Origin of the sequence: Campylobacter sp. CNRCH_2016_3089, assembly GCF_025772505.1 — a bacterium.
GTDB classification, from domain to species: domain Bacteria; phylum Campylobacterota; class Campylobacteria; order Campylobacterales; family Campylobacteraceae; genus Campylobacter_D; species Campylobacter_D lari_D.
The window spans coordinates 1-20011 of record NZ_JAKMSF010000002.1; the positions used below are offsets into that span (position 1 = coordinate 1).

Consider the following 20011-nt stretch of genomic DNA (forward strand, 5'->3'; position numbering starts at 1 on the left):
AAGTCAAAGAAAGAGTTGATACCTTTTTGGATTGCTTGTAAAGGGGATAGTAATTTTGAAGAAAAAAAGTAAATAGCAAAACATGAAATAAACAATATAATAATAGAAAAAATAATTTGCTTATATGCGTCTTTTAAAACCAACATTTCCAACTCATCTTGCTTTTGAGTTGCACAAGCAATATAGCTTACTTTAGCTTTTGAATTATCTATATTAGCGCAAATTCCAAATCTTTCTTCTTGTGTATCAACGCTTATATATTCAAATGTTTTATAATCTCCAAATTGTTGATGATATTTTTTTATCTCTTCTATACTTGGATGTTGGGTTAAGATTAGTGATTTATTATTTGATGCAAAAGGAATAGAGCTTGTTGTATCAAAAACAAAAACATTTCCTGGAAGTTTTTCAAAGGTCTTTTGCAAAGATGTTAGCAGTAAATCAACACCTAAAACACCTATCAACTTACCATTTTTCTTAATCGGGGTAGAATAAGTAAAACTAGGTAATTTTGTAACAGAATCTTCATAAACATCACTTATAAACACTCCATCATTTGCAATAGCCCCTTTATACCAGTCTCTAGAAGTAGCATCGTAACTTGGATCATCATAAGAAGAAATTCCACCACCTCTTTTTCTAAAATTAACCCCTTTTTTATCAGAAACAGTATCACTTACAAGCATAGTTCCATCGGGAAAACCAACATAGACAGCTAAAGTATTTGATCCATCTTTAAAAATTTTTAAATCATCTCCTAGCATTTGCTCCATAGAATCAAAATTTAAAACTTGATTTTTTCCCAAAGAATCAATGTATTTTTTTATGGCAAGTAAAATATCTATATAGCCATCAACATATCCTTCTACTTGAGTTTCTGTGATCAATAAATAATCTTCATTCGCTTGTTTACTGTTTGAAATTAAATTATTTCTACTAGAAACAAATGCCATTATAGTGATTATTGATAAAGCTAAAAAGACAATAACACCAACAACAATGGACAATTTATTTTTCACACTCATTTGTGTATTTACATTCATATATCTCCTTTTTTGTATTTAAATTGAAGTATTTTAGTAAATATATTTTATCAAAAAAATAATAAATTTTAATAAAAATTATATATTATGACAAAATATTTGTTTATTATTTAAAATAATACTCTGCTGGTTTAGTGAAGAAAAATTAGGTATATAAGCATAACCGCTGATAGGATTTATAACTATACATATATGCTGATCTTGTTTATTAGATAATCTTATAATGCAGTTATTATTAAAAGATGAGAGTTTATCATAAGGACGCATAGCATTTTTCAAAGGTGTATATAAGCGACCATAATCATCAAAAATTAAACGCGTACTTCCCTTGCAAGCACCTTCGAACAAAACTTTTGAAATACCATATGTTTTTTCTATATTATATTTTAAATTCGCCTTAGAATCATTTTGATTTATTACTCCACTTTGTCCTGAGTTCATCAATAAGTTTGGATTAATCAAATCAACAGCTATTTCTCTGTCTTTATTGATCATATTTTTACCTATATTTGCATTACCATCACCATTTTTATCTAAAAAAATAGTATAAGTTTGTTCATTATTTGTAGCTGACTTTGAGCGTATGAAATATAATTGCCATTTGGCTTTAAACCACTCTCGTTTAGCAATGTTAAATTCTTTTACTCTAAAATCATTTTGTATTAATGCTAAATGTCTTGTGTATTTAATATCATTTAAAATTTGTTCAGCCCCTAAACGCAAATAGTCAGGTTTGTAATAAAAATACCCCATAGAAAACAATAAAGATAATATAATACAAACAAAAACTAGTTCTATTAAAGTAAAAGCTTGTTTCATTTTATATAATAATAAATTTTATGCTTACCTAAACTAACATATATCTTACTAGCTTTTTTACTAGAATGAAGTTCTAATTTACCTTTGGAAATACCATAAAATTTAAGTCTTAAAGCTAACTCTTTATCTTTAGTGAAAATATGTGTAAAATTTCGTTGTTTTAACTTTAAAGACAATTCTTTAGCAATATGATAATCATAAGCAAAATGTTTTTTTGGATCTTTTAATAAATAATAAAAACTTTGATTAAAAATAATACCAAGATAAAAAAATAGTAAAAAAACTAAAGAGCATTCTATAAAAATTTTATGTTTTAGGCGCAATTGTGGCATTCTTGAGCGATAAGAAGACATTAAATAACGAACTAATAATGGAGTACAAACTACACAAAAAGGTAAAAAGTCTTCTAAAAAAAGTCTTTGTCTTATAGAAAAAATCAAACAAAAAACAAAAGTAGTTGCACTAATAAACCATAAAAGAGGTTTATCATCTTGTAAAAGAATTCTATAAATAACATAAAAAAAATAAAGAAAAATTAAAGGTGAAAAGCAAGCTGCAAAAATACCTAAAGTATCTAAAAAATATCCTTTAGGTTTTCCACTTGCATCAAAACCATAAATACTCATTGCAATAGCAAATAAAATCAAAGAGCATGCAATAAGTAATTTATCTTTTTTATATATAGCAAAAAAGAAAAAAGATAAATATAAAATTACAAAATTTCCATCTACAAAAAGAACTAAAAAAAACAAGATATAAAATAAAAAAAATTTTTTATATTCAAACAGCACCAAAATCAAAAGCGTAAAAAATATTACTACGCTAGATTCATTGATAAGCAAAGCACTGGCTACACTACCAGGAAGCAATATAAAAAGCACAACAGAAATAAAAGCATCAAAAGAAGTTTTGGTGTATCTTAAAGCCAAAATATACAACAAAATACAACTTAAAGAATGCAACAAAACAAACGGAAGTCTTAATCCAAAATCATTTTGTCCAAGAAGAGCAGTACCAAATCTAGCAATCATAGCAATTAAGCTATGATCGTAAAAATAAATTTGTGCTTCATTGTAGCTGATAGATAAAGTGCTTACACCATATAATAAAGCACAAAAATCAAAAAATAAAACGGCTAATAAATACCTTTTCATTTTTGATTAGTCAAGTTTTACAGGCCCATTACTTGCGTGAGATTGTAAAAATCTTAAAATTCTATCTTTTTCCGCATCAGTGATTTTAGCAAAACCTTGCATAGCAGATAAATATGCATCCCATTCTTCCATTAAATGTTCTTTTGGTTTATGTGCTGCGTGACAACTTGTGCAAGTATCATAATAAGTTAATTCTATCTCATCCCAAGCAAGAATTTCTTGATCGGTCAAATCTTTACTTTTAACTAAAAATTCCATTTCATTACTTGCATTTTTACCATTTAAAGTAAGTAAAAGATAAATTCCATCTTTGGTATAAGCAAGGCTTTTTGGATTTGACTCCACAACCTCACCTTTGACTTTAATTAAAGAGTATTCACCTTCTTCTTTTATAAGCTCCACTTTAGAGCCTTCATAAATTTGTCCTACTACTTTTTTACTAGCACTATCTAAAAGATCTACTTTTTCATTAAAAATAAACATATCTTTAGCAAACAAAGCACTAGCTAAAAAAGTTAATGTCAATATAATTTTCTTCATTTTAAGCTCCTATGATTTCTGGTGGTGTAGTTGAATTATAAGGTTTTATAACTTCTTTTAGCTTTTTAATACCCACTAAGCAAGTATTTACACTAGTTGCTTGAGCCATAGTTGAAGTTGGTCTTGAGCTTGTTAAAACATTTACATGGCCTGCATTACATCTTGGCTTGCTATCGCTTACATCTTCAGGGTCATACCAAGCACCCTCTTGGATACTAATAACCCCTTCCATGATATTATCTGTTACAAAAGCACCTGCTAAAAGTGATCCACGATCATTATATACTTCTACAACTTCTCCGTGGGTAATGCCAAGTTTTTTAGCATCATTTGTATTAATCATCACAGGCTCTCTACCTTGAATTTTATACAAATCTCTTACCCAAGTATTATCAAGTTGAGAATGCACTCTATATCTTGGATGTGGACTTACTAAATGGAAAGGATATTTTTTAACTAATTTTTCATTACCCAGCCACTCTGCAGGCTCAAACCATGTTGGATGTGCTTTAAAATCATCTAAATTGTATTTTTCAAATTTTGGAGAATAAATTTGGATTTTTCCACTTTCTGTTGCAAGTTTATTTGCCACAGGATCGGCTCTAAATTCAGAGTGTCTTACAAAATTATAAGCTTCTTTTGGTGGTTCAAAATGGATAAAACCTTGTTTCCAAAAGTCAGCAAATTCCATATAATAAGGACAATCACTTCTTCCATAAAAACCTTCAAGCCATTGTTGTTTTGTTTTATTACCTGTAAATTTTTTATGCTCTCTCTCGCCAATTCTTTTTGCTAATTCTTCGAAAATATCATAGTCATTTCTACTTTCAAAATAAGGCTCAATTACTTTTTTCATAGCATAAACATAATCTTGAGAATAAGAGCCACCAAAGCTAATATCATCTCTTTCTAAAGTTGTAGTTGAAGGTAATACAATATCTGCCATTTTTGCCATAGGAGTCCACCAAGGCTCATGTACAATTAATGTATCAAGTGTTCTTAAAGCTTTGATAAGTTCATTTGTATTTGGATGATGGCCCAATACAGAAGCACCCACTACATACATGAGTTTAATTTTAGGATAAGTGATTTCTTTACCTTTAAATTTAACTGTTTTACCTGGATTTAAAATAGCTTCTGAAACTCTACTTGCAGGAATATTAGTATCAAGATTATTTTTACCTTGTGGTAAACCTACTGGTAATCTTACACCTGAAAATGCTTGACCACCACCTGAATAATGCATAGAAAAACCAAATCCACCACCAGGTAAGCCTACTTGACCTATCATTGAAGCTAAAACCATTAAAGTCCAATCAGCTTGCTCGCCATGGTGTGCTCTTTGCATAGCCCAGTTACCTGCTAAAAAGGTTCTATTTTTTACAAAAGTATCTGCCAATGCGGTAATAACTTTTTCTTCAACGCCGGTAATATTTGCAGCCCAAGCTGGAGTTTTATCAATACCATCAGTTTTTCCAAGCAAATAAGGTAAGAATTTGTCAAAACCATCAGTGTATTTTTCAATGAATTTTTTATCATATTTTCCACTTTTATATAAATAATTCATCATACCAAGCATTAAAGCAACATCAGTATTTGGACGAATCTTAATCCACTGGGCATTTAAAATTTCTGCTGTTTGAGTATATTGAGGATCGATAGTTATAAACTTAATTTTTGATTTGCTGTATTTTTTATAATAATCATCATTACCACGATTTGCAACTTTAAAATCAATTTGATTACATTTATAAAGATCAGCTCCCCATAAAACATAAACCTGAGTGTTTTCCAAAATAACTTCATGAGAAGTTTGTAAAGAATAAACTTCCAAATCTCCTACTATACTAGCATTTACTTTACCAGCAGCACCATTACTATACTCACCATCAGTACCAATATGGCCACCTAAAGCGGTATTAAAAAATCTTCCTGCTACTGAGTTACAATTGTGCAATAAACCTACATGTCCCCATGCACCATAACTTGCATTAAATAAATTTTCAATAGGGGTTTCTTTTAATTTTTCCAATACAAGCTCTAAAGCTTTCTCCCAACTTACTCTTACAAAAGGTTCTTTACCTCTTAATTTAGGTCTTTTTTTACCTTCTAAAAAGCTTTTTCTAACACAAGGATACTTTACCCTAGTGTCTGAATAAGTTCTATCGATAATAGCATCAGTTATTACTGAAGGATGTTTATCAGATTTTTGTGGAGTAACTTTTACTATTTTTCCTTCTGAATTTACTTCAGCCCAAAAAGCACCAAAGTGAGTTGCATGAGGAATTTTTTTAGTATCGTAAAATTTTGTTTGTGCTGCCATTAAAGGATTAACGGAAGCAACTGCTGAAGTTGCAGCAAGACCTTTTAAGAATTTTCTTCTTGTTAAACTCATGTTTGTCCTTCCTTTTAGTTTAGTATTTAATTATATTGTATTATTTATAGCTAATAATAAACTAAATTTTAATACTCCAGAAAAAATCAATCCATTCTTTAGCTTCTTTAATATAAAATTCAGGGATTAATAATGCTGAAGTTTTGTAAAAAACACTTGCTACTTTAAGCTCTAAATGAGGAAACTTTTGACTTAAGACTCTCTTAATTTCTATCATAGTTTCACCACTATCTATGATATCATCTACCAAAAGAACTTTTTTATATGAACTAAGATCAGGAATATTAAAAATTTTAATCGTATCTAATTTTTGAGTATCTTCATAATGGATAGAATTTAAAGAAAATAAATTTCTATTACCCATACCTTCTGCTAAAAAATGGCCCAAAGTCATACCACCTCTTGCTATAGCAAGTAAAACATCGGGATTAAATTCCTCTTTTATTTTACGCGTAAAAGGGATAATTTCTTTTTGAAATTCTTCATAAGCATAATAATACATAATCACTTCCTATAAAAATTGTAATAAAAATACCAATAATGAAATTGCACTTAAAATGATAATTCCAAGATTAATTTTATCAAATTCTTTTTGCATAATACGCATAAATAAATACGCAATAAAACCAAAAGCAAAACCTGTTGTAATAGAATAAGTCAGTGGCATCATAATAATAATAAAAAACGCACTCACAGCTATTGCTTTATCTTTAAAATTAATATTTGCAACTTCCATAAACATTAAAACTCCAACAAGAACCAATACAGGATAAATAGAATTTGCAGGAATAGCTTTAAATACCGGTAGTAAAAATAAAGTGAAAACAAAACATATAGCAGTAACTAAAGCTGTAAGACCTGTTCTACCGCCTGCTTCAACTCCTGCTGAACTCTCCACAAATGCCGTTACAGTAGAGGTGCCAACAACTGCTCCCATAGCTGAACTAACAGCATCTACTCCTAAAGTTTTTCCTAGTTTTTTATCACCTTGTTTTGGATCATCAAATATTTTTCCTCTTGAGCCTACGCCCGTGATTGTCCCTACGCTATCAAAAAGCTGAGTAACAAAAAAAGTAAGCACTATAGGAATCATACTAAGCTCTAAAGCTCCTTTAATATCAAGCTTACCAAATATTGCACTTAAGCCATTATCTCCGTTTATAACTGGCATCGACAAAAGTTGTTCTGGAAACCTAGCTCCATCAATACCAAAAATCCAAGCACACAAAGCACTTACAAAAACAGCTAAGATAAAAGCAGCTTTAATCCTCCAAGCCCAAAAAACAAAAACTAAAAACAAACCAAATAATCCAAAAAGTACTTTAGTGCTTGAAAAATCTCCCAAGCCTACTAAAGTTGCTTCACTTTTGGTGATAATTCCCATTTGCACAAGTCCCATAAAAGCTATAAAAGTTCCAATACCCGCTGATATAGCTTTTCTTAGATCATTTGGTATGCTTTTTATAACCCAAATTCTAAAATTAGTAAAAGATAATAAAGTAAAAACAATACCTGATAAAAAAACAGCCCCCAAAGCACTTTGCCAAGGAATTTGATAAGTATTACACACGCTAAAAGTAAAATACGCATTTAATCCCATGCCTACACTCATAGCCACAGGAGTATTAGAAAAAAAAGCACTTAAGGTAGTAGCTATAATAGTTACCAAAGCGGTTGCTACGATTAAAGCTTCTAGTGGCATACCTGAATTACTCATTATATTAGCATTAACTGGTATAATATAAATCATTGCTAAAAAGGTAGCAATACCTGCATAAATTTCAGTTTTTACATCGCTATTATGCTCTTTAAGTTTAAAAAAATCCATTTTAATCCTTAATAAATTTTTAGTTCATTATATAAACTATCTCGCTCTATTGCTATATAACCTGAACTTTGAATCATCTCTATGAAGGTTTTTAAACTTAAGCCATTTGAACTTTTTGCTCCACCTGCACTTTGTATGCTTTCTTTTTCTATGGTACCATCTAAATCATTTGCGCCAAAATCTTGAGCCACCATAGCTAAATTTATACCCATAGTTGCCCAATAAGCTTTGATATTTTTAATATTATCAAGCACTATTCTTGCTATAGCTAAAGTTTTTAAAATTTCCACCGAGCCAAGTGGCTTTTTACCTGTAATAAAACTATTATCTTGTTGCCAAACTAAAGGAATAAAAGCATTAAACCCACTTGTTTGATCTTGGAGATTTCTTAATCTTATCATGTGATTAATTCTATTTTCTCTACTTTCTATATGCCCAAATAACATAGTAGCATTACTTTGTTTGCCTTTTTCATGCCAAAGTTTGTGAATTTTTAGCCAATTTTCACTACTTACCTTACCATGACAAATTCTTTTTCTAACTTCTTCATCAAAAATTTCAGCTCCACCACCTGGCATAGAATCAACACCATACTCAAGCATTTTTTCTATTACTTCTTCATAACTCATATCAAAAGCTCTACTTAAAAAATCAACCTCAGCAGCAGTTAGAGCTTTAATGTGTAAAAATGGATATTTTTCTTTAATCATTTTAAAAATTTCTAAATACCACTGCCATGATGTATTTTTATTGTGCGCTGAAACAATATGAATTTCTTTCGTATCTCTTAAAACTGTCTCATCAACTATTTTCATTATCTCTTCATGTGTCATAGTGTAAGGATTAGGATTTTTCCTATGTGCTGAAAAAGCACAAAATTTACAAGTATCTACACATATATTTGTAGGATTAATATGTCGATTGATATTAAAATAAACCTTTTTGCCATGCAAATTAGTACGAATTTTTTGTGCATATTTAGCTAGAGTAAAAAGCTCTAAATCCCAAAGTTTATTAGCCTCTTCTTCGTTTAATCTTTCTTGATTTTCTAATTTTTCTATAATTGTTTGCATATTCTTACCATATTTTTAATTTTAAACTACAATTATAATTTTAACTTACTTAAAATTTAATACAAAGTATTTTTTGGTATGATTTTAACAAAAATTTAAAGCAAGGAATAATTTTCAAAAATGGATATGCAAAAAATTCAAAAATTAAAAAATTCTTTAAAAGACTATGAAGCATATTGTTCTAGACTTTTTTTAAAGCAAGGCTCTTTTAGCTTTTACCATTCTAAAGAGATTGATCGTTTTATAGAAAATATTTATGAACTTGTTTTAAATGATTTTTTTGATGATTTTTTTCCACATAATGACAAAATTCCTTTTTGTATTATCGCCATTAAACAATATGCTAAAATGAATTTAAGCATAAAAGAAAATATTGATTTATTGCTTATTTATAAAGATATAAAAGCTTATAATATTAAGCCTTTAATGAAAGCATTTATTACTTTTTTAAACGATATTGGTTTAAGCATTAACTATCAAATTTGTGAAATAAATGGACTTTATAATATAGCTAAAAATGAGCTTAAACAAAATATTTTACAATATCGCTATATTAGTGGCTCTAAGATTTTATTTAAACAAATCAAAGAAAAAATTTCCCAAGCTCAAGATGAGTTAAAAGAAGAATTTGCTCTAAAAATCTTGCAAGAATTTAACCCTTATTATCAACCTTTAATCAAGCAAGAATTTGATGTTAATAAAAATTTTGGCGGTTTAGATGAGCAACTTAATATAGAAAATTTAAATATTTTATTTAAAGATTCTCCCAAAAATTATATGCTTAATTTTATCAATGAAAAAGAATTTAGCGAATTTAAGCTTGCGAGTGATTTTTTATTTTCACTTAAATGTGCAATGAATCTTTTAGAAGGTAAAAACACAAATTTATTTTTAATACAAAATTCACAAGAACTTGCCAACTTAATGCATAAAAAAGAAAAGAAAAATTTAGATCTTAAATCCATACTCATTCAAAAAGCAATGCAAAGTATGCAAATTTGTGGAATTTATACACATTTTTTAGCAAGATGCATCCAGGAAAAACATTATAAAGAAAATAAACTTTATGAAATACAAGATAACTTTTTTACTTATTCAGATGAAAATGAAAATTTAAATTCAATACTCAATCGACTTTTAAAACTAGAAGATGAGGATTTTATTTTTGATATTAAACTAATTTTTGCATTAAAAAGAGCAAAAAATAATGATGAAAATTTGGAGTTATTTAAAGGTATATTAGAAAAAAAACATTCTTTTAGTATTTTAAAACTACTAAACAATGCAAACATTTTAAAAGATTTTTGCAAACCATTAATTCAAAGTAAATTTTTACTCGAAGAAGAAGGTGTTTATAGCGCATTAGATAGAGCATTACTTTGCTTAAAATACTTTGAAGAAAAAGATTGCAAATTTGATAAAAAAACACTTCTAATAATAAAGCTTACCATACTTTTAAGTGCTATTCATGAAGAAAATGAAATTTCTTTAGCTAATATTTACAGAGCTTATGTTGGAAAATTCCAAGTTGATAATGAACTTTTAGATTTTGGCTTAAGATTATTTAAAAATTTCAATGCTTTTAAAGATATTATAGAAAAAGAAGATATTTATAATTCTACTATTGTATTAAATTTTATTTCCAAATTAAATGATACTCATACCCTAAAAACCTTACATCTTTTATCTTTTTGCAATGCTAAAGCTTTGGGTATAGAAAATCATTTTTATTATAAAAGTTTAGAAAGATTGTTTCAAAATGCACTAGAAGGTTTTGAGGATGAAAATTTAATTGATGAGAGTCAAAGAAGGGTAAAAAAAGAACAAACCCTAAAAAGAAGCAAGGCTTTTTTAGATCTTGATGAGCAAACTCAAAACAATATCACTCATATTAAATCTAATCTCTTTTTTATAAAAAATAGCTTTGAAAAAATCATTAAAATAACACAGATTGCGCAAAAAGAAAATTTTACTTTTTGGCTTGACAATCAAGATAATTTTACTCTAGAGCTTATAATGAATAGAAAAAATAATCTTGAAAATATACTCAACGCTTTAAGTTCTTTAAATTTAGTCTTTATGAGTTTTTTTGAATTATTTGATGAAAAAGTTTATCTGAAATTTGAATATTCAGATATAGTAAGTGATAATCAAAAACAAAGTTTAGAAAATTTACTTAATTCTAAATTGCATTTAAAAGTACAAAAAAAGGCAAAAAAACCAAACATTAAAAAAGATGAATTAAAATTAGACATGAATTATTCCAAAAGCTATGCCAAAATAACCTTAAACACAAAAGATCAAAAAGGTTTAATGGCTTATGTAATGGATGTGCTTGTAAGATATGATATTGTCTTAAGTGCAGCAAAAATTCAAACTATAAAAGAAAGAACGCGAAATGTTTTGATTTTGCATAAAAATGAAAGCTTGCAAGATCATAAAGATCAAATTCTTAAATCACTAATAAGCGAGTAAAAGATGTGTGGAATAGTAGGTTATATAGGAACTAAAGAAAAGAAAAAAATCATATTAGAAGGTTTAAAAGAGCTTGAATATAGAGGCTATGATAGCGCCGGTATAGCAGTAATGAAAGATGGAGAATTAGACTTTTTTAAAGCGGTTGGAAAATTAGAAAATTTAGCTAACAAAACTGCTAATTTTAATAGTGATGGATTTGGGCTTGCTATAGGCCATACGCGTTGGGCAACTCATGGAAAACCAACCGAAATAAATGCGCATCCACATTTAGGACAATACTCTTGTGTAATACATAATGGAATCATAGAAAATTACCAAGAATTAAAAACAAAACTCACACAAGAAGGTATTAATTTTCTAAGTCAAACTGACACTGAAGTTATTGTACATTTATTTGAATATCATGCGAGTAATTTAGAACCATTTGAAGCTTTTAAAAAGACTATAGCTGAACTAAAAGGTGCTTTTGCAATCTTGCTTGTGAGTAAAAAAGATCCTAATACAATTTATTTTGCTAAAAATGCTGTGCCACTCATCATCGGAAAAAATGGCGATGAAAATGAATATTATTTTGCATCAAGTGATGCACCTTTAGTTTCTTTAGTGGATAAAGTAGCCTATCTTGAAGATGGAGATTATGGATATGTTAATTTAAACGAATGTAAAATTTGTCATGATCAAGCTTGTATACAACCTACTTTTGTGGCTTTAAGTCAAGATAAAAGTTATGCTCAAAAAGATGGTTATAGGTTTTTCATGGAAAAAGAAATTTATGAGCAAAGTAGAGTTTTAGGCGAAGTTTTAATGGGACGATTACAAGGTGAGCAGATTGTTTTTGAAGATATAAATGAAACTCTTTTACAAAACATAGATGAAATCACACTTTGTGCTTGTGGTACAAGCTATCATGCAGCATTAAGTGGGGCTTATTTACTTGAAAGACTTGCAAAAATTAAAACTAAAGTTGAAGTAGCAAGTGAATTTAGATACAGAGAAGCCATTATAGGTAAAAATACTCTTTTTATAGTAATCTCTCAAAGTGGTGAAACAGCTGATACACTAGAAGCTTTAAAAATAGCAAAAACACAAGGAGTTAAAACTTTAGCAATATGCAATGTGGATAATTCTAACATCGTGCGTTTGGCTGATATATCTTTACTTACTAGAGCGGGTATTGAAAAAGGCGTAGCTTCAACTAAAGCATTTGCCACTCAAGTAGCAACTTTATGGATGCTTGCAATCTATCTTGCACAAAAAGCAAATTTAGATATGAGTAAAGAAATCAAAGCTCTAAGAAGTTTACCAAGTATAGTTAAAGTTGAACAAAACTTGCATGAAAAAGTACATAGAATTTCAAAAAGATACCTACATGGCCATGGCTTTTTCTTTATAGGAAGAGATGTATTTTATCCACTAGCACTAGAAGGAGCTTTAAAACTTAAAGAAATTTCATACTTACATGCTGAAGGCTATCCAGCAGGAGAGATGAAACATGGACCTATTGCTCTAGCAGATAGTGAGCTTTTTACCGTTGCATTAATGCCGCAAAATTGTCTTTATGAAAAAACAAAATCAAATGTAGAAGAATTAGCTGCAAGGGATTCTACTTTACTTGCTATCTCTCCACTTGATTTTGATTTAAGTGATGATTTTATAAAAACTTCAAAGCAAGAGCACTATATGTGCGAATTTTTCGAAATGATGGTAATCTTACAACTTCTAGCTTTAGAAGTTTCTATAAGACTTGGCAATGATGTGGATATGCCAAGAAATCTAGCAAAAAGTGTTACAGTAGAATAATATTTGTGTAGTTTTGAAAAAAACTACACCTTTCTTCAAAAATTTTATAAATACTTCTTAAATTATAAGCAAACTTTAGGGTTTATTTAGTTTAAATATCACAACTTATTTTATTACAAGGAAAGGCCATGGAATACAGAATCGAACACGATACTATGGGAGAGATTAAAGTTCCTAATGATAAATATTGGGGAGCACAAACTGAAAGAAGTTTTGAAAATTTTAAAATTGGTTGTGAAAAAATGCCAAAAGTTTTAATTTATGCTTTTGCAAATCTTAAAAAATCTTTGGCTTTGGTAAATAATAAACTTGGTAAATTAGATGATGCTAAAAAAAATGCTATCGTGCAAGCTTGCGATGAAATTGTAGCAGGAAAATTTGACGATAATTTCCCACTAGCAATATGGCAAACAGGTTCAGGCACTCAAAGCAATATGAATATGAATGAAGTTATAGCAAACCGTGCAACTGAAATTATGGGTGGAGATTTTAGAAAGGAAAAGCTTGTTCATCCAAATGATCATGTAAATATGAGTCAAAGTTCAAATGATACTTTTCCAACTGCTATGAGTATAGTTTCGGTAGAGCAAGTAGAGAAAAAACTTATCCCTGCTTTAGATGAGCTTATTGCAACTTTTGAAAAAAAAGTAAAAGAATTTGAAGGAATTATTAAAATAGGAAGAACTCACCTTCAAGATGCTACACCACTTACCCTAGCTCAAGAATTTAGCGGATATCTTTCTATGTTACTTCACTCAAAAGAGCAAATCATCGCTTCTTTACCTACATTAAGAGAACTTGCAATAGGTGGGACAGCTGTTGGTACAGGATTGAATGCGCATCCAGAACTTAGTGAAAAAGTAAGTGAAGAATTAAGCAAGTTAATAGGTACTAAATTTGTTTCAAGTCCAAATAAATTTCATGCACTAACAAGCCATGATGCAATTAATTTTACTCATGGGGCCATGAAAGGCTTAGCTGCAAATTTAATGAAAATAGCAAATGATATTAGATGGCTAGCAAGTGGCCCTAGATGTGGTCTTGGAGAGTTAAACATACCTGAAAACGAACCAGGAAGTTCTATCATGCCAGGCAAGGTTAATCCTACTCAATGCGAAGCTTTAACTATGGTTGCAGTGCAAGTTATGGGAAATGATGCAGCTATTGGCTTTGCAGCAAGCCAAGGAAATTTCGAGCTTAATGTTTTCAAGCCTGTGATTATTTATAACTTCTTGCAAAGCCTTGATTTATTAGCTGATGCTATGCATTCATTTAATATCCATTGTGCTGTTGGTATAGAGCCAAATAAAGAAAAAATTGATTTTAACTTGCATAATTCTTTAATGCTAGTAACTGCACTAAATCCACACATTGGCTATGAAAATGCAGCTAAAGTAGCAAAAAATGCTCATAAAAAAGGTATTTCTTTAAAAGAAAGTGCTATGGAACTTAGCTTAGTAAGCGAAGAAGACTTTGCTAAATTTGTAGATCCTACAAAAATGATAGGAGTAAAAAAATAATCAAAAGACTAGGAATAACCCTAGTCTTTTTAAGGATTTAGATGATTTATGAAAATGATTTTTTATTTATAGAAAAAGAAGATTCTCAAATTCCTTGGGTAAAAATTTTTACTAAAGAAAATTACAGAGAATTAAGTGATTGTCCATCCTTTTTACAAAATATGCTTTTTCAGTATGTTTTAGCTTGCGAATTAAGCCTTAGAGAATACTACAACCCAGAAAAAATCAACATAGCTTCCTTTGCAAACTATGTGCCAAGAGTGCATTTTCATGTTATGGCACGCTTTAAAGAAGATGGGTTTTTTCCTGAATGCATGTGGGGAAAACAACAAAGAGAAATTAAGGATTTAAATTTACCTGATTTTGAAGGATTTACATCAATATTACTTAAAAAAATAAATAATATTCATGTTTAAAAATTTATTAATTCTAGTTATCAAGTCCTATTACATTATCTACTTAGGATTATTTTAGTACAAAAATCATATAAGTTTAAAATATGAGAAAATCAAACTATAAGCTTGATAATAATTCATCTTTATTTTTATAAAAGGTCAAATAACTTTTTTTAAAACTCATGTTTTTATTAAAAACAGCAAATAAATTATTTAATATAATAAACTAAAATTTGAAAAAAGAAAGGTTTAAACTATGAAGCAATTGTTATTTTTACTTACACTTTGCTCACTTGCATTTTCCACGCAATGTGAGGTTAAAATAAAGCAAATTCAAAAAGAAATAGCTTATGCTAAAAATTACAATCATCAAGAAAAAGCTTTAAGTTTAGAATTAGCCTTAAAAGAAGTTCAAGCAGATTGTGCAAAAGATCCTCTTTTTTATGATAAAAAATTAGAGGCTAAAAAACTTAAAGAGCAAGAGATAGAAAAAATCGAACAAGAATTAAAAGAATTAAAAAAACAAAAAGATTATATGAGTAAAACAGAGTATAAAAATAAAAAACAAGCTTTAAAAGACAAAAAAGACAAAATCAAAAAAGAGATTAAAGAATACATCAACAAACTCTAATTTAATTCCAAATTTGCCACCATTTTTTATTTTGTTGTTTTAATTTTTGCATTAAAATATTTTGATTTTTTAATGCAAACTCATTTTCTCCATCAAGCTTTGATAATTCTTTGGTATATTCTAAAACTTGTTTACTCAATCATTTTATTAAAAAATTCTATAGCCTTTTGATAATCTTCCAAATTCTCAAAGTCGCTTCTTAAACAAGAGCTAGATCAATACAAGTTTACAATTTTTTTAAGGCTTTTATTTGCTTATCTAAAAGTATATAAACTCTAGCTCTGTTAAAATATACTAAATAATATATATTATCTAGTACATGGTTTTATGAAAGTCAAAAGTACTTCTTGAAATTTCAAACAATTAAATCCACAAAATGCTCTATTATGATAAGCTTCCAAAAACAATACGCTCGCTTAAAACTTCATCGCATTTTTCAAATTCTGAATTTTCAAAATATTCTTTAGCTAAATCTGATAACTCAGTAATTAAATTATCTAAATCTTAACCCTAGTTTTGATTTTCTTTATTTAAACTTTTCAAAAATTCTTCTATATTATATTTTGTTCTATAAGTTTCACTCATTAAGTGAATCAAAATATCTCCTAAATCAAGCACAGTCCATTCTTCACTACTTTCTATATTTAAAAACTCCTCATCCTTGCTTTTAAGATTAGTTTTTAAATCATCAATCAAAGAAAGCGCGTGTCTTTCCCCCATAGTAGTAGCAATCACTACAAATTTAACAAAATAATCCTTATCTTGCATATCAAAGCTTTCTATTAAATCTGCCTTTTTATCATCTAAAATCTGCACTATATTATTAATTCTTTCTTGCATTGTTTTCCTTTTGTTAAATATTTTTAAATTTAGAATAATAAAGCTTAACTTCTTCTTTGATTTGCTCACAAACTTGCGTTGTTTGTAAAGTTTGTCTTATAAAAGATGAAGAGATATTTACTTTAGTATCTAAAGTTTTAAAATGTTTTGGTATAAAAATATCATCTCTTTTAGCTATAACAAATTCTACCAAATTTTGCAATCTTTCAAATTCATGCCATTTTTCAAGACTTTGCAAATGATCAGCTCCTAAAATAAGATAAAATTTTGAAATTTCATATTGCTTATATAAAAATTCAACACTTTCTATACTAGGCACAGGTCTTTGCTTTTTTATTTCAAAATCACAAATTTCAACTTTTATTAAGCTTTCCCAAATTTCCTTGCACCATTTTAAGCGTCTTTGTTCATCTGCAGTAAATTCTTGTTTAAAAAGACTAATAAAAGTAGGCATAATAATGAGCTTATCAAGCTCTAAATTTTCTAATGCATTTAAGACTATAGCATTATGACCTAAATGAGGCGGATCAAAACTACCGCCAAAAAGTGCGATTTTCATTAAAATTTAACCTTTTTTTAGTAGAATTTTATCTACTTAATCATAAAAAGGAAATGAAAATGGCTGTAAAAGTTGCAATAAATGGCTTTGGACGCATTGGAAGATGTGTTGCAAGAATTATCATGAAACGCGATGATATAGAACTTGTAGCGATTAATGATACTACTGATATTGAACTCACAAAATATCTTTTTAAATACGACACCGTTCATGGGGTATATGATGGTAGTGTTGAAAATGAAAATGATGATTTAATAATTGATAATAAAAAAATAAAAGTTTTAAAAAGTAGAAATGTAGCAGATTTAGACTTTGCAAAATATGGCGCACAAATTGTTTTAGAGTGTACCGGTGCACACTTAACTATGGAAAAATGTCAAGGATTTTTAGATCATGGGGTGCAAAAAGTCATCATGAGTGCACCTGCAAAAGATAAAACTCCAACCTATGTTTTAGGAGTAAATGCTCACGAATATAAAGGCGAAAATATCATCTCAAATGCAAGTTGTACCACCAACTGCCTAGGACCAATTTGTAGAGTTTTGCAAGATAATTTTGGCATAGAAAAAGGTTTAATGACTACTATACATGCTTACACCAATGGTCAAAGTATTATTGATGCAAAAGCAAGAGATAAAAGAAGATCACGCGCTGCTGCACAAAATATCATCCCTACTTCTACCGGTGCAGCAAAAGCTATGAAGCTTGTTATGCCTGAACTTGATGGAAAATTACATGGTCAAAGCATGCGTGTGCCTGTAGCTGATGTATCAACTGTAGATTTAACTGCAACTTTAAAGAAAAAAGTAAGTAAAGAAGAAATCAATGAAGCCTTTAGAAAAGCAGCTGCTAGTAATTTAAAAGGCATATTATTGGTAGATGATGAAGAAAGAGTTTCTAGTGATTTTATAACTTGCTCTTATGGTGCAATTGTAGCAAGTGATTTAACTCAAGTTATTTGTGATGATTTTGTTAAAGTGGTTGCTTGGTATGATAATGAATGGGGTTATTCTTCTCGTTTAGTAGATATGGCAGTATTTATAGCAAAGGCTTAAGATGAGTAGTATTTTATCGATTAAAGATATTGATCTTGCAAAGAAAAAAGTATTTATAAGATGTGATTTTAATGTTCCTCAAGATGAGTTTTTAAATATCACCGACGATCGTCGTATTCGCTCGGCCATCCCTACTATAAGGTATTGTTTAGATAATGGCTGTGCAGTTATTTTAGCTTCACATTTAGGGCGTCCAAAAGAAATAGCTTCAAAATACTCTTTAGAACCAGTTGCAAAAAGACTTGCACGCTTAATGGCTAAAGAAGTCATCATGGCTAAAGATGTTATAGGTGAAGATGCAAAGAAAAAAGCTAGCGAATTAAAATCAAGTGAAATTTTGCTTTTAGAAAATTTACGCTTTGAAAAGGGTGAAACTAAGAATGATGAAAATTTAGCCAAAGAACTTGCTTCTATGGCTGATGTTTATATTAATGATGCTTTTGGGGTTTGTCATAGAGCCCATGCTAGCGTTGAAGCTATTACAAAATACTTTGATAATACAAACAAGGGTGCGGGATTTTTACTCCAAAAAGAAATTGAGTTTGCAAGCAATCTTATCAAACACCCTGCACGTCCTTTTGTAGCCGTAGTAGGTGGTTCTAAAGTAAGTGGAAAATTACAAGCTTTGACTAACTTACTTCCAAAAGTAGATAAATTAATCATAGGTGGAGGTATGGCCTTTACTTTCTTAAAAGCTCAAGGTTATGATATAGGAAATTCTCTTTTAGAAGAAGATTTAATTGAAGAAGCAAATAAAATCTTACTCAAAGGTAAAAATCTAGGTGTAAAAATTTACCTTCCTGTGGATGTTACAGCAGCACAAACTTGCTCCCAAGAGGCAGTGATGAAATACACCCCTGTGCAAGAAATTCCTGCAGGTTGGATGGGACTTGATATAGGTCCTGCTAGCGTAAGATTATTTAAAGAGGCACTTTCTGATGCTCAAACTATATGGTGGAATGGGCCTATGGGGGTTTTTGAAATCGATAAATTCTCAAAAGGTAGCATTAAAATGAGCCATTATATTAGTGAATCTCACGCAACAACTGTAATAGGTGGTGGCGATACTGCTGATGTTGTAGCAAGAGCTGGTGATGCTGATGAGATGACTTTCATTTCAACTGGCGGTGGAGCATCATTAGAACTTATAGAAGGAAAAGAACTTCCTGGTGTAAAACCTTTGACTATAAAGGATAATGAATGATTTTTGCAGCAAATTTAAAGTGCAATCATACAAGATCGAGCTTTGAACTTTATGCTCAAGAATTAAATCAAAATTTAAACAAAGAAGATGAAATTTTCATCTTCCCACCTAGCATAGCTTTTTTAAAAGACAATTTTTCATTTCAGCAAGGCGCGCAGAATTTCTACCCTTGTGAAAATGGAGCCTATACCGGAGAAATTGGTAAAATTCACTTAGAAGAATTTAATATCAAAAGTGTTTTAATAGGTCATTCTGAAAGAAGAGCTTTAAATGAAAATGAAAGCTTTTTAAAAGCTAAATTTGATTTTGCAAAAAATCTTGATTTTAATATCATTTATTGTATAGGCGAAAGTTTAGAAACCAAAAATACTAATAAAAGCTTAGATTTTTTAAAAAAACAAATTGAAAATATTGATTTATCTTATAAAAAACTTATCATAGCATATGAGCCTATTTATTCTATAGGCACAGGAGTTAGTGCTAATCTTGATGATATTAATACCATACTTAATTTTTTAAGAGAATTTACTAACGCTAAGCTTTTATATGGTGGAAGTGTTAATCAAAACAATATTAAAGAAATTTGTGCTTTAAAAAATTGTGATGGAGTATTAATAGGTTCAGCCGCATTAATTGCAAATGATTTTTTAAATATGATACAAATAGCCAAAGGTTAA

Annotated in this window: 19 protein-coding genes; 8 read left to right on the top strand and 11 right to left on the bottom strand. The window is 29.3% G+C overall.

What is annotated here, in order from left to right:
• The 8 genes from L8W69_RS01210 to mqnE all read right to left on the bottom strand — a co-directional run.
• Positions 1-1043: cache domain-containing protein (locus tag L8W69_RS01210; RefSeq protein WP_263666232.1), on the bottom strand; the 1043-nt coding region annotated here is incomplete at its 3' end.
• Positions 1044-1121: 78 nt separating this feature from the next.
• On the bottom strand, positions 1122-1862 hold the full coding sequence (locus L8W69_RS01215) for a Tfp pilus assembly protein FimT/FimU (protein WP_220566288.1): 741 nt from the start codon (positions 1860-1862) through the stop codon (positions 1122-1124).
• Complete coding sequence (locus L8W69_RS01220) at positions 1859-3016, bottom strand: hypothetical protein (protein WP_263666233.1); 1158 nt, start codon at positions 3014-3016, stop codon at positions 1859-1861. Before L8W69_RS01220 ends, L8W69_RS01215 begins: the two co-directional genes overlap by 4 nt.
• A gap of 6 nt (positions 3017-3022) precedes the next feature.
• Positions 3023-3556 carry a hypothetical protein gene (locus L8W69_RS01225; RefSeq protein ID WP_133319345.1) on the bottom strand — a complete coding sequence of 178 codons (534 nt, stop codon included), beginning with the start codon at positions 3554-3556 and terminating at the stop codon, positions 3023-3025.
• Between the two features lies 1 nt (position 3557).
• A complete protein-coding gene (locus tag L8W69_RS01230) occupies positions 3558-5951 on the bottom strand; it encodes a molybdopterin guanine dinucleotide-containing S/N-oxide reductase (protein ID WP_133319346.1) in 2394 nt (797 codons plus the stop codon).
• Positions 5952-6012: 61 nt separating this feature from the next.
• Positions 6013-6453 (bottom strand): phosphoribosyltransferase, encoded by a 441-nt coding sequence (locus L8W69_RS01235; RefSeq protein ID WP_133319347.1) that lies wholly within the window; start codon positions 6451-6453, stop codon positions 6013-6015.
• Positions 6454-6462: 9 nt separating this feature from the next.
• Positions 6463-7779, bottom strand: coding sequence for an NCS2 family permease (locus L8W69_RS01240; RefSeq protein ID WP_263661047.1), 1317 nt, complete (start codon positions 7777-7779; stop codon positions 6463-6465).
• An 8-nt stretch (positions 7780-7787) separates the two neighbouring features.
• Positions 7788-8852, bottom strand: coding sequence for an aminofutalosine synthase MqnE (gene mqnE / locus L8W69_RS01245; RefSeq protein ID WP_263666234.1), 1065 nt, complete (start codon positions 8850-8852; stop codon positions 7788-7790).
• Between the two features lie 120 nt (positions 8853-8972).
• Between mqnE and L8W69_RS01250 the strand changes: the two genes are divergently transcribed.
• From L8W69_RS01250 to L8W69_RS01270, 5 genes are all read left to right on the top strand, one after another.
• The gene (locus L8W69_RS01250) at positions 8973-11327 is read left to right on the top strand and encodes a nucleotidyltransferase (RefSeq protein WP_263666235.1); all 2355 of its coding nucleotides are present in this window, start codon (positions 8973-8975) and stop codon (positions 11325-11327) included.
• Positions 11328-11330: 3 nt separating this feature from the next.
• The gene (gene glmS / locus L8W69_RS01255; RefSeq protein ID WP_263662841.1) at positions 11331-13130 is read left to right on the top strand and encodes a glutamine--fructose-6-phosphate transaminase (isomerizing); all 1800 of its coding nucleotides are present in this window, start codon (positions 11331-11333) and stop codon (positions 13128-13130) included.
• Between the two features lie 128 nt (positions 13131-13258).
• Complete coding sequence (fumC, locus tag L8W69_RS01260) at positions 13259-14650, top strand: class II fumarate hydratase (RefSeq protein ID WP_263666237.1); 1392 nt, start codon at positions 13259-13261, stop codon at positions 14648-14650.
• Between the two features lie 41 nt (positions 14651-14691).
• Entirely contained in the window at positions 14692-15066 is a 375-nt protein-coding gene (locus L8W69_RS01265; RefSeq protein ID WP_263666239.1) for an HIT family protein, read from the top strand.
• Positions 15067-15301: 235 nt separating this feature from the next.
• On the top strand, positions 15302-15676 hold the full coding sequence (locus L8W69_RS01270; protein ID WP_263666240.1) for a DUF1090 domain-containing protein: 375 nt from the start codon (positions 15302-15304) through the stop codon (positions 15674-15676).
• A 1-nt stretch (position 15677) separates the two neighbouring features.
• Here L8W69_RS01270 and L8W69_RS01275 read toward each other — a convergent pair whose 3' ends face one another.
• From L8W69_RS01275 to nadD, 3 genes are all read right to left on the bottom strand, one after another.
• On the bottom strand, positions 15678-15815 hold the full coding sequence (locus tag L8W69_RS01275; RefSeq protein ID WP_220566298.1) for a hypothetical protein: 138 nt from the start codon (positions 15813-15815) through the stop codon (positions 15678-15680).
• 371 nt (positions 15816-16186) lie between these two features.
• Complete coding sequence (gene rsfS / locus L8W69_RS01280) at positions 16187-16516, bottom strand: ribosome silencing factor (protein WP_263666241.1); 330 nt, start codon at positions 16514-16516, stop codon at positions 16187-16189.
• A gap of 13 nt (positions 16517-16529) precedes the next feature.
• Positions 16530-17075, bottom strand: a complete 546-nt coding sequence (nadD, locus tag L8W69_RS01285; protein ID WP_263662837.1) for a nicotinate (nicotinamide) nucleotide adenylyltransferase — start codon at positions 17073-17075, stop codon at positions 16530-16532.
• Positions 17076-17134: 59 nt separating this feature from the next.
• On the opposite strand from nadD, the gene gap reads away from it, so the two are divergent.
• The 3 genes from gap to L8W69_RS01300 are packed head-to-tail and all read left to right on the top strand — an operon-like array spanning position 17135 to position 20011.
• Positions 17135-18130 (top strand): type I glyceraldehyde-3-phosphate dehydrogenase, encoded by a 996-nt coding sequence (gap, locus tag L8W69_RS01290; protein WP_220566300.1) that lies wholly within the window; start codon positions 17135-17137, stop codon positions 18128-18130.
• Between the two features lies 1 nt (position 18131).
• Entirely contained in the window at positions 18132-19334 is a 1203-nt protein-coding gene (locus L8W69_RS01295; protein WP_263659824.1) for a phosphoglycerate kinase, read from the top strand.
• Entirely contained in the window at positions 19331-20011 is a 681-nt protein-coding gene (locus tag L8W69_RS01300; RefSeq protein WP_220566302.1) for a triose-phosphate isomerase, read from the top strand. The genes L8W69_RS01295 and L8W69_RS01300 overlap by 4 nt, the downstream gene beginning before the upstream one ends.